10 protein-coding genes and 2 pseudogenes are annotated in these 14826 nt (G+C 58.9%); 4 read left to right on the plus strand and 8 right to left on the minus strand.

From position 1 onward, the window contains the following. Positions 1–82 precede the first annotated feature (82 nt). Positions 83–1594 (minus strand): malonate--CoA ligase, encoded by a 1512-nt coding sequence (locus BLP23_RS17295; RefSeq protein WP_092586082.1) that lies wholly within the window; start codon positions 1592–1594, stop codon positions 83–85. A gap of 23 nt (positions 1595–1617) precedes the next feature. After that, positions 1618–3003 carry a malonyl-CoA decarboxylase gene (locus BLP23_RS17300; RefSeq protein WP_092586083.1) on the minus strand — a complete coding sequence of 462 codons (1386 nt, stop codon included), beginning with the start codon at positions 3001–3003 and terminating at the stop codon, positions 1618–1620. Between the two features lie 160 nt (positions 3004–3163). Between BLP23_RS17300 and BLP23_RS17305 the strand changes: the two genes are divergently transcribed. Together BLP23_RS17305 and BLP23_RS17310 are read left to right on the plus strand one after the other, a co-directional pair. Then, positions 3164–3814 carry a GntR family transcriptional regulator gene (locus BLP23_RS17305; RefSeq protein ID WP_092586138.1) on the plus strand — a complete coding sequence of 217 codons (651 nt, stop codon included), beginning with the start codon at positions 3164–3166 and terminating at the stop codon, positions 3812–3814. Between the two features lie 221 nt (positions 3815–4035). Continuing rightward, the gene (locus BLP23_RS17310) at positions 4036–7395 is read left to right on the plus strand and encodes an AAA family ATPase (RefSeq protein WP_092586084.1); all 3360 of its coding nucleotides are present in this window, start codon (positions 4036–4038) and stop codon (positions 7393–7395) included. 99 nt (positions 7396–7494) lie between these two features. Here the strand turns inward: BLP23_RS17310 and BLP23_RS17315 are convergent. From BLP23_RS17315 to BLP23_RS17340, 6 genes and pseudogenes are all read right to left on the minus strand, one after another. Next, positions 7495–7820: pseudogene (locus tag BLP23_RS17315) on the minus strand (DUF3422 family protein); the annotation flags it as partial. 9 nt (positions 7821–7829) lie between these two features. Next, the gene (locus BLP23_RS17320) at positions 7830–8870 is read right to left on the minus strand and encodes a quaternary amine ABC transporter ATP-binding protein (RefSeq protein ID WP_092586085.1); all 1041 of its coding nucleotides are present in this window, start codon (positions 8868–8870) and stop codon (positions 7830–7832) included. Continuing rightward, positions 8863–9750, minus strand: a complete 888-nt coding sequence (locus BLP23_RS17325; protein WP_092586139.1) for an ABC transporter permease — start codon at positions 9748–9750, stop codon at positions 8863–8865. Before BLP23_RS17325 ends, BLP23_RS17320 begins: the two co-directional genes overlap by 8 nt. Before the next feature lie 94 nt (positions 9751–9844). Next, positions 9845–10846 carry an ABC transporter substrate-binding protein gene (locus tag BLP23_RS17330; protein ID WP_092586086.1) on the minus strand — a complete coding sequence of 334 codons (1002 nt, stop codon included), beginning with the start codon at positions 10844–10846 and terminating at the stop codon, positions 9845–9847. Positions 10847–10913: 67 nt separating this feature from the next. Continuing rightward, positions 10914–11708 (minus strand): pyrroline-5-carboxylate reductase family protein, encoded by a 795-nt coding sequence (locus BLP23_RS17335; protein ID WP_092586087.1) that lies wholly within the window; start codon positions 11706–11708, stop codon positions 10914–10916. 10 nt (positions 11709–11718) lie between these two features. After that, positions 11719–12348: a TetR/AcrR family transcriptional regulator gene (locus BLP23_RS17340; RefSeq protein WP_092586088.1), complete on the minus strand. Its 630-nt coding sequence runs from the start codon at positions 12346–12348 to the stop codon at positions 11719–11721. 147 nt (positions 12349–12495) lie between these two features. Here BLP23_RS17340 and BLP23_RS17345 point away from each other — a divergent pair, with 147 nt between their 5' ends. Together BLP23_RS17345 and BLP23_RS33215 are read left to right on the plus strand one after the other, a co-directional pair. Continuing rightward, positions 12496–14532, plus strand: a complete 2037-nt coding sequence (locus BLP23_RS17345; protein ID WP_092586089.1) for an NADH:flavin oxidoreductase — start codon at positions 12496–12498, stop codon at positions 14530–14532. Positions 14533–14699: 167 nt separating this feature from the next. Beyond that, positions 14700–14826 (plus strand): annotated as a pseudogene (locus tag BLP23_RS33215) (electron transfer flavoprotein subunit beta/FixA family protein); the annotation flags it as partial.

Here is a 14826-nt window from a genome sequence, read left to right on the forward strand (position 1 = left end):
CGGCGCTCTCGCGCCGGCAGCTTTTCGTTTGCAACAATTGAAAATGTCTGCGCGCCGTCCTCCCAGAGGGCGCGCAGGCGGATCAGGTCTTTGCGTAAAGGTCGGCGTATTTCTGCCGAAGAACGTTCTTCTGCACCTTGCCCATGGCATTGCGCGGCAAGTCCTCGGCGAAGATGATGCGCTTCGGCTGCTTGTAACGTGCGAGCCGGTCGTGGAGCGCATGAAGAATGGCGCCTTCGTCAAGCGCTGTATTGGGTTTGCGCACCACGATGGCTGTGACGCCCTCTCCGAAATCGGGATGAGGAACTCCGATGACGGCACTTTCGGCGACGCCATCGAGTTGGTCGATCTCGCCTTCGACCTCCTTGGGGTAGATGTTGTACCCGCCGGAAATCACCAGGTCCTTGCTGCGACCGACAATATGGACATAGCCGTCCGTGTCGATCTTGCCGAGGTCGCCGGAGATGAAGAACCCGTCGGAGGTGAATTCGGCTGCCGTCTTTTCCGGCATTCGCCAGTAGCCCTTGAAGACGTTCGGCCCCTTGATTTCGATCATCCCGGTTTCATCGGGCGGCAGCACGGCGCCGGTGGCCGGATCCGTAACGCGCACCGTCACTCCGGGAAGGGGCAAGCCGACTGTTCCGGCGATCCGCGCTCCGTCATAGGGATTGGACGTATTCATGTTGGTTTCGGTCATCCCGTAGCGTTCAAGGATGGCATGACCGGTGCGCTTTTCGAACTCGACATGGGTTTCGGCAAGCAGGGGTGCCGAACCAGAAACGAAGAGGCGCATATTCGCGACCGCCTGCCTGTCGAGGCGGCTCTGCAGGAGGCGCACGTAAAAGGTCGGGACGCCCATCAGCATGGTCGCCTGCGGCATCAGCGCAACGACTTCGTCTGCATCGAATTTCGACAGCAGGAACATCGAGGCACCGGCAAGTAAAGTGACGTTGGTGGCAACGAACAGCCCGTGCGTGTGGAAGATGGGCAATGCGTGGATCAGCCGATCGCCAGATGTAACGCGCCAGCAATCACGCAAGGTCGTGGCGTTAGAAAGGAGGTTTCCATGCGTGAGCATCGCCCCCTTGGAGCGGCCCGTGGTTCCTGAGGTGTAAAGGATCGCCGCCAGGTCATCTGCCGAACATGACGCATCCACGAAATCAAGTGGTTCGTCCCTCGCAAGATCGAGCAACGAGCCCGTACCATCGGCGTCGAGCGTTTCAACGATTGCGCCATGAGCCTTTGCAATCGTTGCGACCGCCTCACGCTGAGCCGGCGAGACCACAACCAGCCGCGGCTCGGCATCGCCAATGAAGTAGTCGAGTTCGGCGAGCGTGTAGGCTGTATTTAGCGGCAGATAGACAGCGCCACAGCGAAGGCAGGCCAGGTAGAGGATTAGGGCTTGGGCGCTCTTTTCCACCTGCACGGCAACCCGATCGCCGGGACGAATACCGAGGGCGTCGATCGCACTGGCGATGCGGCCTGAAAGGTCGAGCGCCTCGTCGTACGTCCAAATCCGTCCGCCATTGATGCGGATGAATGGCGCATTGCCGGGTGCGGCGGCCCGTATGGCGTCGAAAAGATGGTTGCTCATGTCGGCCTCCTCCAATTGCTGTTTTACGACTCGCGCGAAAGTCCGCGAAGCCTGACGACTTTTGTGGCGTCCCCGTTCCGGCCGAGGAGATTTTTGACAGCCGGTGAGGCTGCAACTTCGCCACGCTGCGCCAGGGCCTCGTGGTTGGCTACGATGTCGTCGAGCTTGTAGAGATAGTTGACCATCAGGCCGTGCGCCTGCGCCATCGCCCTTGCCGAGTGGTCGCCGAGAAAATTCAGTCTTTCCAATCGCGCCCCGTTGCCCAGATGGAAACGGGCGACGGGATCAAGCGGGCGACCCTGCGGCGTGCGTTCGATCAAGAAATAGCGCGCCGCAAGAGGCAGCAACACGCGCTCCACCTCGGCCGCCTTGGCCTTGTCGTGTGCCCATCTCGGGTCGTCAAGTCGCGCCAGGGCCTTGCGATCGGCATCCGACGGCACGGGGCTGGCTGTCGAGGCACGCGCTTCGGCAAGCCAGCGGGCAAAGCCTGGAACGGGCGAGAGCGTCACAAAATTCTTCAGTCCGGGCAGGTCTCGCCGCAGGTCCTCGACGACCTGCTTGATCAGAAAATTGCCGAAGGAGATTCCGCGTAGGCCGTCCTGGCAGTTGGAGATCGAATAGAAGACAGCCGTCGTCGCCTCGTCGGCGTTGATCTGTTCTCTGCCTTCGTCGAGGACGTCCGCGATGGTGTTTGGTACCGACCGCGTGAGTGCAACCTCCACGAAGACAAGCGGTTCGTCGGCGAGGCGAGGATGGAAAAAGGCAAAGCAGCGACGGTCGGCTGGCGCCAGGCGGCGGCGCAACTCCTCCCAGCTGGCGATCTCGTGCACGGCTTCGTACTTGATGATTTTTTCGAGAATGTGAGCCGGCGTCGACCAGTCGATTGGCCGAAGAGTGAGAAAGCCGCGATTGAACCAGGAGCCGAACAGGTGGGCAAAGTCAGTGTCGATGGCGCGATATTCGTCCGCTTGCGCGGTTAAAGCGAGAAGTTGCTGACGCATCTGGACCAGCTTGGCCGTACCATTGGGCGCTTGGTTCAAACGGCGCAGGAGTTCCTGGCGTCGTGGTTCAGCTGCCTCATGGAGCGCCGTGATCGTCGCGGAGTTCTTTTCCGCAAGATAGGTTTTGATCGCCTGATCGAGTTTGGCCGTGTCTGGCCCGAACTTGTCGTAGAGCATTTGCAGAAACTGCCGCACGCCGTCGGCTTCGAGCTTACTCCACCGATCGAAGACCTCGGCAGCAATGGCCATCCCGGACGCCTCGCCGCGGCTCGACATCAGCATTTCACAGAGGGTTTCGAGATCGACTTTTGTCGCATCCGCCGGCGTGCGCGGGTCCGCAAACAAAAGCTTGCGTCCGCGATCCGTGATGTTTTGCAGCATGTCGCTGAAAAATGAGGTTCCAGGCATACCATCCTCCTCCTTGCTTGGCGGCGGTAAGGGCGTCCCCGTCGCCACCATTCTCATTTCCAAGGCTTCGCGGTATAGTATTTACATTGGCGCATGTCGCGTACAATGTCAATGAGTGTGTATACAAGAAATTGGCTTGAGTATTATGAAGGTGGAACGCATGTCTGAAAATGTTGGCAGGTGGCTTCGAGACGAGATTGAAAATGCTATTCTTTCCAATGAGTTCGCGCCCGGTGAACGGTTGGACGAAATGGTGCTCGCCACCCGGTTCGGTGTATCGCGGACACCCGTCCGCGAAGCGCTGATGCAGCTCAATGCGATTGGGCTTATCGAGATTCGCCCGCGCCGCGGGGCGGTCGTCATCGATCCGGCGCCGCACAGAATATTCGAGATGTTTGAGGTCATGGCGGAGCTCGAAGGTCTGGCCGGATCGCTCGCCGCCCGCCGGCTGGACGACGAATCTCGCGCGGCAATCACGGCTGCCCACAGGCGCTGTGAGCTGTCGGCCGGCGCCGGCGACAGCGACGCCTATTATTACGACAACGAGGAATTCCATAAGGCCATCTACGCGGCAAGCCGCAGCGAGTTCCTTGAAGAGCAGTGCCTGCAACTGCATCGGCGTCTGCGCCCTTACCGGCGGCTTCAGCTGCGCGTGCGAAACCGCTTGTCGACGTCCTTTTCCGAACATTGCACCATTGTCGATGCAATTTTCGCCGGAAACGGCGAGGAGGCTCGCCGCTTTTTGCGGGCACATGTCGGAATACAAGGCGAGAGGTTCAGCGATCTGGTCGCCAGCATGACGGCAAGATGAGGCCTGGTCGAAGCTGGCGCCACCGGCATTTCTCAAGCCCCGCGCTACCTGAAAAATATGAAGCGCAGTTTCGGCACAAGCAAATGCCGCCACAGCAGGTTTTGGCCTCATCAGGTTGTCTGCGTACATATCCGAACGTCGCAAAAAAGTTTCTCCGTGCCGCTCAAAGGCTTCTGGCGTATGCTGTAGGACACACGGTCCGAGCAGATGGAGGAGGAGCCATGAAGGTCGGTTCCTGGCTGCGCGATCAAGGCCTGGAACAGTACGAGGAAGCGTTCCGGCAAAATGACATCGATGCGGAAATACTTCGGGATCTTACCGCCGAAGACCTGATTGGGCTCGGAGTCACTTCAGTAGGGCACCGCCGTAAACTACTCGCTTCGATTGCAGCGCTGCGCGAGACCGTTCAAGTGTCCAGGCCAGCCGGCGATAGATCAGTCGCCACCGGAGCGGAGCGCCGCCAGCTCACCGTGATGTTTGTCGACCTCGTCGAGTCGACTGCGCTCTCGTTACGGCTTGACCCAGAGGAGATGAGCGAATTGCTGCGCCACTATCAGAGGGCCGTGGCGGGCGCAATTGCGCGGTTCGAGGGACACGTTGCCAAATACATGGGCGACGGCGTCCTTGCATATTTCGGTTATCCGCGTGCTCACGAGGATGAGGCCGAACGGGCCGTGCGGGCGGGGCTGGCGGCAGTCGAGGCAGTTCGGGATCTGCGACCACCGCATGGTGGGATGCTTCAAGCTCGGGTCGGCATCGCCACCGGCCTGGTGGTTGTCGGCGAGCTGGTTGGTGAAGGTGCAGCACGTGAGGAGACGGTCGTCGGCGACACGCCCAATCTCGCGGCGCGGCTGCAAAGTCTGGCCGAACCTGGAACCGTGGTGGTGGCATCCCGTACGAGGCAGTTAATCGGTGCTCTGTTTGATCTTGACGAACTCTGTTTCCAGCCGCTGAAGGGTTTTCCTGGTTCCGTACGCGCTTGGCGCGTGCTCGGTGAAAGCGCTGTGGAAAGCCGTTTCGAAGCCTTGCATGGGTCGGCCCTGACCCCGCTGGTCGGTCGCGACCGTGAGATTGGTGTCCTGCTGAAGCACTGGGAAGCAATCAAGGAAGGCGAAGGCCAGGTTGTGCTGCTTGCCGGCGAGCCCGGCATCGGCAAGTCGCGCCTTGTCCGGGCCTTGCGGCGGCGGGTGGAAAGCGAACCGCACACGACAGTCAGTCACTATTGCTCGCCGTATTATCAGAGCAGCCCGCTTCATCCGGTGATTGGCCTCCTGAAGCGGGCGGCCGGGTTCGCTGCAGGCGATCCCTCCGAAGCGAGACTGGACAAACTCGAGGGCCTGCTCGCGCTTTCAACTGAAGATGTCGCCGGCGTTGCCCCTTTGCTCGCGGCGCTGCTGTCGATTCCAGCAGGCGATCGCTATCCGCCCTTGGAGTTGAATTCGCATCTGCAGAAGGAGCAGACGCTGGAGGTGTTAGTCGATCAACTCATGGGGCTCGCGGCACATCAGCCTGTCTTGGCCGTGTATGAAGACATCCATTGGGCGGATCCGACCTCGCTGGAGTTGCTCGATCTGGTGATTGACCGCGTGCAGGGCTCGCGGGTACTGGTGCTTATCACGTTTCGTCCTGAGTTCCTGCCACCGTGGCTGCGCTACTCTCACGTCACTGCGCTGACGCTTAGTCGTTTGAGCCGACGGCAGGGCACAGCTATGGTCGAGAGGCTGACCGGTGGGAGGGAGCTGCCCGCCGAAGTACTGGACGACATCGTCGCAAAGACAGACGGCGTGCCTCTGTTCGTGGAAGAGCTGACGCGGGCCGTGATTGAGACCAACATGCTCAAGGACGAGGGCGACCATTACTCTCTCGCCAGTCCGCTGTCAGCTATTCCAATTCCAGCCACGCTTCAGGAGTCGCTATTGGCCCGGCTCGACCGACTGGTCTCTGCTAGGGAGGTAGCGCAGCTTGCAGCCGCAATCGGACGAGAATTCTCACACGAGTTGCTCGTGGCAGCCGCGGAGTTGCCGAAGAGCGACGTGGAGGATGCGCTGGCCGCCCTTATTGCGTCGGGATTGGTGTTCCGCCACGGGATTTCTTCGCAGGCGACCTACAGCTTCAAGCATGCGCTTGTACGCGATGCGGCCTATGCGACGCTTGTGCGGACGAAACGGCTGCGCTTGCACGCCGGGATCGCCAGGGCGATCGAGCACGGCTTCCCGGAAATCGTCCAGGGGCAACCCGAACTTTTAGCCCAGCACTACTCGGAGGCGGGACTGCCTGCACTGGCGATCGATTACTGGCTCAGGGCCGGGCAAGCCGCGATTGCACGCTCCGCAACGGCGGAAGCGATTACCCATCTGACAAGAGGGCTGGAACTGCTTGAACCCCTACCTGATGATACTGCACGGCGCCGGCAGGAACTCGAGCTGCAAGTCGCTCTTGGCGTCGCCCTGATGATTGCCAAGGGTTGGGCAGCGCCGGAGGTCGGGCGTACCAACGCGCGAGCGCGCGAATTATGCGCGCAGCTCGGTGGCTCAAATCGGCTCTTGCCCGTCCTCTACGGGGACTGGGCCTTCCACGTCGTGCGCGCGGAATTGGAGGCGGGGCGAAAGGCAGGAGAGGAGCTGCTCCTTCGCGCCCGAGAAGAAGGGGATGTATCGGCTGAGACTGTCGGCAACCGCATCGTTGGAACCGATGCCTTCCTTCGCGGCGAGCTGGTCATCGCCCGCGAATATCTGGAGAGGTCGCTCGCCCTTTATGACCCGCAGCAACACCGCTCCCTCGCCTTCCTATTCGCCCAGGACCCCCGGGTAGCAGGGGTGTCCGTCCTATCCTGGACGCTGTTCGCTCTTGGCTATCCCGTTCAGGCTCAGACGAAGAGCAACGAGGCGTTGACGGACGCAAGGGAACTGTCCCACCGCAACACCCTCGGCTATGCCCTGCTTTATGGCTGCATCCTGTCGCAGCTTCGCGGCGACTGGCGAGAGGCGCGGGAACGAGCAGACACACTGATCACGCTCGCGAGAGCGCAGGGCTCTCCACACTTTCTTGGGGCAGGAATGGTCATTCGAGGCTGGACGCTGGGAGAGACAGGCGAGTTACAGGCGGCCATCACACAGGTTCAAGAAGGTTTGGGGTCGTGGCAGACGACTGGAGCGAGATTCCTGGTTCCATTTTTTCTAAGCTTGCTCGCGCACCTCGAAACCCGAGCCGGCAAAGCGAAGACGGGGTTGGATTTGCTGACCGACGCGCTGGGTCGGGTGCGCGAAACTGGTGAGCGGTGGTTCGAGGCGGAGCTCCATCGGCTGTCAGGCGAACTGATGCTGCAGTTGCCTATGGTTGATCGAGCCAGGGTGGAGGCACGGCTCCGGCGCGCGATTGATGTCGCCCGAGGGCAACACGCCGACTTGTGGGAGTTGCGCGCGGCGACAAGTCTCGGCCGGCTACAGATCAGGGAGAATCGGGGCGACGAAGCTCATGATCTGCTCGCGCCCCTCTATCACAAGTTTACCGAAGGGTTCGCGACATCGGACCTGCAATCGGCCCAACGTGTTCTTTGCGAGGCCGACGACCGCCGAACGTGATCACAGACCTCGGCAGCCCAAGGGTGCCGGCTCCGACCAGCGTTCATGGACCATAAGGATCGGTCCTCGTTGTCGGTCGGCTCGAAACCGGCCCTGGCTTTAGCGTGGCGACACAGGCTCTCTTGCGCTTGCTCGAACTCGATGCAGCGCGCTCCATACCGCAAAAAGCGCCATTGGAGCGGCCGCCAACATCGCCCACTTCGACACGCGGACGTCCAGTCCGGGCGCCCTAACATTGTCTAGGCAGATCTTGGCGAGCGCCACTGCATAGTAAGTGATTGCGATCACAGAGAAGCCTTCGACCGCTTGCTGGATATGCAATTGAGCGCGGGTCCGTTCATCCATCGAGCTAAGCAGCGACGCATTCTGATCTTCAGGCGAACCTGGATCGTTGTTCTTAGCAGATCCCCAGCAAGTCTAGCCCTGCGGCCAGTTCAGTGAGGAGTGACTATCGCCGAGGCCAGTTGTCGAAGGTTAAGGGTGCCGATGGCCGCTCCCGTCGAATCCGTCACGGCGGCGTCCTCATCAGCGCGTCGATCGGTCAATATCCTCATTGCATCTTCGATCGTTGTTCCCGATGCGATGTTCGTGCCGTCCAGCCGGTGCCCGGGTTCGGCCGGCGTCATAATCGCATCCACGTGGATGACCCGTCCCCGATTGACCTCCTTCACGAAGTTGGCGATGTATTCGTCGGCCGGTCTAAGGACGATGTCCTGGCTGGTGCCTTGCTGAATGACCTCGCCGTCCCGAAGAATGGCTATCTGGTCACCCAGGCGGAGGGCCTCATCGAGATCGTGAGTGATAAAAACGATCGTCTTTTTGATCTCCTTTTGCAGGTCCAGCAGGACGGTCTGCATGTCCATCCTGATCAGCGGATCAAGTGCCGAGTATGCTTCGTCCATCAGCAGGACCGGCGCGTCGTTGGCGAGCGCGCGGGCAAGGCCGACGCGTTGCTGCATGCCGCCTGAAAGCTGATTGGGATATTTTTGTTCGAATCCCTTCAGTCCGACGCGCTCGATCCATTGCATGGCGGTCTCGACGCCTTTGGCGCGAGGGACACCTTGGACTTCCAATCCGTAGATCGCGTTTTCAAGCACGTTGCGATGCGGAAGCAGCGCAAATTTCTGAAACACCATTGCCGTCTGGTGACGACGAAACTCCTGCAGTTCCGCGGGGTTCATCTTGACTACGTTGACACCCTTGACCAGGACCTCGCCTGCGGTCGGATCGATCAAACGGTTGATATGCCTGATCAGCGTGGACTTCCCGGAGCCCGACAGGCCCATGATCACCTGAATGCAACCAGCCGGCATCTCGATGTTGATATCTTTCAGACCAAGCACGTGTCCGTGCTTTTCGTTCAGTTCGGCTTTGGTAAGACCGGTCCGGACGGCGTCGACATAGGCAGCGCCGTTGGGCCCGAATATCTTGTAAAGGTTGCGTATTTCTATCCCTTCGAAGCGGTTATCAGCCATGGACCACCTCCCGGTGCTTCTGCAGGCGGTGTCCGTATGCCTGGCTCACCCGGTCGAAGATGATTGCGATGCCCACGATGGCGAGTCCATTGAAGATCCCCAATGTAAAATATTGATTGGCGATGGCCTTGAGAACGGGCTGACCGAGACCCTGCACGCCGATCATCGAGGCGATAACCACCATGGCAAGCGCCATCATGATCGTCTGGTTGATTCCGGCCATGATCGTCGGGAGCGCCAGAGGCAATTGAACATTTCTCAGCTTTTGCCAGCTTGAGGAGCCAAAAGCATCGGCCGCCTCCAGGACATCCTTGTCAACGAGGCGGATGCCAAGGTTGGTCAACCGGATCATCGGTGGTATCGCATAGATCACGACTGCGATAAGTCCTGGCACGCGTCCGATGCCAAGCAGCATGACCACGGGTATCAGGTATACGAAGCTGGGCATCGTCTGCATCACGTCAAGGAGTGGATTGATCACTCTCTGGACCCGGTCCGACCGCGACATGAGGATTCCAATCGGGATTCCGATCGCGATGGACAAGATGGTGCAGACCAGGATCATCGAGATGGTCCGCATGGTGTCGTCCCACATGTCGAGGTAGCCGATTGCCAGCAAGGTCAAAAGACAGGCCAAGACCACCTTGACGCTTCGGCTGCCGGCCCACGCGATGGCTAAAATCATCAGCGTAATAATCGGCCATGGCGTCTGTGTCATGAAACGCTCTGCGGCCATCAGGAAGTGCTGCAGCGGCGAGAACATGTTTTCGATACCTTCACCGTATGCGCGGGTGAACGATCTGAATCCGTCGTCGATCGCCTTCTTGAGATTGCGAAGAGCGTCATCATCCATGTGCGGGAATTTGTAAAACCATTCCATGCGGTTCCCCTTTGCTTGAAAAGAGCCGGCCAAATTCTTCTTATTTTCGGCCTTTGCGTATGCGGTGCGCATGGATACGCACCGCACACAGGACTTACAGAGAAGCTTCGATCTTCTCTGCTGCTTCAGGCGAGACCCACTTGCTCCAGAGGTCCTTGTTTTCTTTCAGGAAATGTTTCGCACCATCTTCGCCGGACGCTTGATTTTCAGTCATCCAGGCCATCAACTTGCCGACCGTGTCATTGCTCCAGGAGCGCTTTTCGAGATAGCTCATGACTTCGGGACCGACCTTTTCCGAGAATGGTTTGGCCACAAGGGTTACGACCTTGTCGACGGGCCAGGCATTCGGCTTCGGATCAGGGCAATCGGCCACGGTGTTGCAGCGCTTCCATTCGGCCGCATCATGGGGCACACCGGCATCCAGCTTTACCATCTCATACTTGCCGAGAAGCGCAGTGGGAGCCCAGTAATATGTCGCAAAGCCCTGCTGGCGCTCATAGGCTTTTGCAATCGCCCCATCGAGGCCGGCAGCCGAACCAGTGTCAACAAGGGTGAAACCCGCCTTGTCAGCGTCGAAAGCCTTGTAGAGTTGCGAAGTGACGATCGTTCCTCCCCAACCCTGGGGCCCGTTGAAAATCGCTCCCTTCTTCGAATCCTCCGCATCGGGGACAAGTTCGGGATGCTTCAGCATGTCGGGGATTGTCTTGAGGTCGGGATGAGCCTCGGCAAGATACTTCGGTATCCACCAGCCTTGAACGCCGCCATCGGGAAGGGGGGAGCCGACTTGAATGATCTGCCCCTCTTCCGTTCCCTTCTTCACGACATCCGGCAGAAGGTCGATCCAAGCTTCGGGCGCAATATCCGGCTGGCCCTTCTCCGCCATCGAAGTGATGGTCGGAACCGTGTCACCAACGGTGATGTCAGCATTACATCCATAGCCTTCATTCAGAATAATCTTGTCGAGGTTTGAAAGAACCTCTGCGCTTTGCCAATTCATGCTGGCAATCGTCACGCTTCCACATTCTGCGGCGCTGACAAGCGATGTTGCGCCAAGAAGGCCGAACATCAGGCATGTTGATGCAAGGAGTTTGTTCATTATCGTTCCCTTTGTTGAGCGGCGCTTTTTTGAAGCGGGGCGCTGCGTTAGCCCGCGCATGCGGTCGTCAGGAGACGTCTCCCATACTCACCGATTTTTTGGATGCTGCCGAAAGTCCTTCCGAAACGGCGGCTTCCAGGCCAAAAGCGCGCATCGCCTCGATCGCCGCTGCGGTCGTGCCCCGATAATCGAGAAACGAATTAACGACGTTGTTCGGACAGTCATCTCGATGCTCGAGCAAAGCCCCGGCCCCTATCAGCAACGTGTTCACGGCGCGCCGTGCGATATCTGTGGGAAGGCCGTGGTCGACGGCATCTTTCATCATCGCGGCGGCAAACAGCGCCGGAAACGCGGGCCCCGACCCGGACAAGCCAGTCAAATAGTCAAGATCGCTTTCGCCATTCACTTCGTCTTCGACGCCAAAAGCATGAAAGATGCGACGTGCGATGCGTCGATCGGCCTCGTCCATGCCACCTGATGCAATCCAGGGCGTATAGGATCGGCCAACTTCAGCGGCGGCGTTGGGTATGGCGCGGACAACACGGCTCGTTTGATGATGTGCCGCAAGCTGGTCCAGGCGGATTCCTGCCATAACAGAGATGACGAGTTTGCCGTGGGCATCGACCGACAGAGAGGGCCAATCGGCCGGACGGACAGAAACGATGATCACGTCCGATCGGTCCGCAAGTTCCTGGTTGTCTTGCGTGCAGGGAACGTTCGGAAAAGTCGCGGGCCTCTCATGCCGATAGGAAAGCGTGAGTGCTTCGTGCTCAACAACGCCCTTGTTGAGGATCGCATTGGCAAGGGCTTTCCCAAGCCACCCTCCGCCACCGATCACGCCGATCCTGATTGAATCCTGCATCCGCTTCTTCTCATTTCGGTTTATAGCCATGCCTGGCAAAGAAGCGGTCAAGCTCTCTTTGCTGGGGGATCTGGCCGGTGTAGATCGCGATATATTCGGGAATGCGCTTCATTCGCACCGCGATCTCTTCGCGGGACTGCATCGAGATGTAGCCAATCTGAACGAGATAGGTCGTCCGGGCTCGGACGTCGGCTGGTGTTTCCTCGTATCCAAAGCGCACGAACATCCGCTTGAGCGCCTCAAGCCGAACTTGATCTGCCTTCTGGACTTCCAAAAGAATCTCTTCGGATTGCAGCGCCCAACTGCGCACTGCAAATTCGAACTTGGAGTCAAACAAGTTTTGATCGATCCAGCAGTCGAAAACGTTAAGCATGGCTTCGGCAAGTGATTCCGCGTAGGCTTCACTCTGCTTTATTATGTTTCCTGTGTTTTTTTCTCGCCATCGCCCAATCAGGCCGGCAAGCAATTCTTCGCGATCCTTGAAGAACCAATAGAAGCTCGTCCGAGAAAGGTTGAGTTTCTTGGCCAAGGGGAGAATTTTCACTGAATCAACGCCCGACTCCAGCAGAGATTCGTAGGCCGCTTCCAGCCATCCCTCCTGCGATCCGCGCCAGCCGGTATCGTTCAAAGCCTGCTCCATGATTGACCTCCTAACAAAAAATAAAACCCGACTCAAGAAAAATGTACACATATGTCGACAAAAACGACTTAAGTGTTTTGTTTGTTGACACATATGTACATTTCCGCGTAGCGTCTAGCGCAACCGTCCTAGTCCGGAGCCCGACAGATGTCGAACGATCCTCTCCTCCAGCCGTATCAGCTCAAGCACCTGAAGCTTCGCAACCGCATCATCGTAACGTCGCACGAGCCGGCATACCCTGAAGATGGTATGCCCAAGGAGCGCTATCTCGCCTACACGGTGGAAAGGGCAAAGGGCGGTGTCGCCATGACGATGACGGCCGGCTCTGCGGCTGTTTCGAAAGACAGTCCGCCCGTCTTCAACAACCTGCTCGCCTACAAGGACGAGATCGTGCCGTGGGTGAAGGCAATGACCGATGCGGTCCATGAGGAAGGGGCGGCGATCATGATCCAGCTCACTCACCTCGGCCGTCGCACGCGCTGGGACAAGGGCGACTGGCTTCCCGTTGTCGCACCGTCGCATCAGCGCGAGGCCTCACACCGGGCTTTCCCCAAGAAGATCGAGGATTGGGACATCGAGCGCATCATAAAGGATTTTGCCGACGCTGCAGAACGCATGAAGGCCGGGGGCATGGACGGCGTCGAACTGGAGGCCTACGGACACCTGCTTGACCAGTTCGCGTCCCCGCTGACAAACGAACTCGAAGGTCCTTACGGCGGTTCGCTCGACAATCGTATGCGCTTCTGTCTGGATGTTCTAGAAGCGATCCGGAAACGGGTCGGAGAGGAGTTCATTCTGGGAATACGCTACACCGCTGATGAGTGTCTTCCCGGCGGCACCGGCAAGGCTGACGGCCTCGAAATTTCGAAGCGCCTCAAAGAAAGCGGCCTCATTGACTACTTGAATGTGATCCGCGGTCATATCGACACCGACGCTGGCCTCACAGATGTCATCCCGATCCAGGGTATGGCGAACTCCCCGCACCTCGATTTTGCAGGTGAAATTCGCGCCGCGACGGATTTCCCCACCTTTCACGCGGCCAAAATCCCGGATGTTGCAACTGCCCGCCATGCGATTGCGTCGGGCAAGGTCGATATGGTCGGTATGACCCGCGCTCATATGACGGACCCGCACATCGTTCGCAAAATCATGGAGAAGCGCGAGGAGGACATCCGTCCCTGCGTCGGCGCCAACTACTGTTTGGACCGCATTTACCAGGGTGGGGCGGCCTATTGCATCCACAATGCCGCGACCGGCCGCGAGCTGACTATGCCACATGTGGTCAAAAAGGCGGACATTCGTAAGAAAGTTGTCGTCGTCGGCGCAGGCCCAGGAGGGCTCGAAGCCGCAAGGGTTGCAGGCGAGCGCGGACATGACGTCGTTGTATTCGAGGCGGCCAACGATCCCGGCGGCCAAATCCGCTTGACGGCACAAAGCGAGCGCCGCAGGGAAATGATCAGCATCATCGACTGGCGGATGACCCAGTGCGAAAAGTACGGTGTAGTCTTCCGTTTCAACACCTGGGCGGAAGCCGACATGGTGGAGGCGGAGAGGCCCGACGTGGTGATCATCGCCACCGGTGGCATGCCGCATACAGACGTCCTGTCCACGGGTAATGAACTGGTCGTCTCGGCCTGGGACATCATTTCAGGTGACGTCAAACCAGGAACGAACGTTCTGATCTTCGATGACGCGGGCGACCACGCAGGGCTGCAGGCTGCCGAGTTCATTGCCAAGGCGGGCGCCAAGGTGGAAATCATGACACCTGACCGTTCCTTCGCCCCGGAAGTCATGGCGATGAACCTCGTGCCCTATATGCGTTCGCTGCAGAACCTCGACGTCACCTTCACCGTGACCTTCAGGCTTGAAGCGGTCGAAAAGAACGGCAATCAGCTCATTGCCCATGTCGGCAGCGATTACGGCGGTGTTGCGAAGCAGCGCACAGTCGACCAGGTCGTCATCAACCACGGGACAATCCCGCTCGATGAGCTTTATTTCGAGCTGAAACCCTTTTCCACCAATCTCGGCGAAATTTCGCAGCAGCAATTGGTCGCCGGCGAACCCCAGACTGTCGTGCGCAATCCTGAAGGGAAATTCCAGCTCTTCCGGATCGGTGATGCTGTGGCGGCTCGCAACACCCATGCTGCCATCTACGATGGGTTGCGGATCGCCAAGGATATCTGACGAAAGAACGCGGTGCCGCCGGGCAGGGCAGTCGAAGCCTGGATGTTTGTGGATGCGGCGTTTGCAGCATTCTGATCGTTCACCAATGCGCCATGGTCGCACGGCTCAATTCTTCAAAACTTTCCGCGCTGAAGCGGCCGGAGATGACGTGAGAAAGGATGACCCCCATGAAAATTCTGGTCCCCGTGAAGCGGGTGGTTGATTACAATGTGAAGATCCGCGTCAAGCCGGATGGCACGGGCGTCGAGCTTGCCAACGTCAAGATGTCGATGAACCCGTTCGACGAGATCTCGG

The sequence above is a fragment of the Rhizobium mongolense subsp. loessense genome (genome assembly GCF_900099775.1).
Lineage (GTDB): Bacteria > Pseudomonadota > Alphaproteobacteria > Rhizobiales > Rhizobiaceae > Rhizobium > Rhizobium loessense.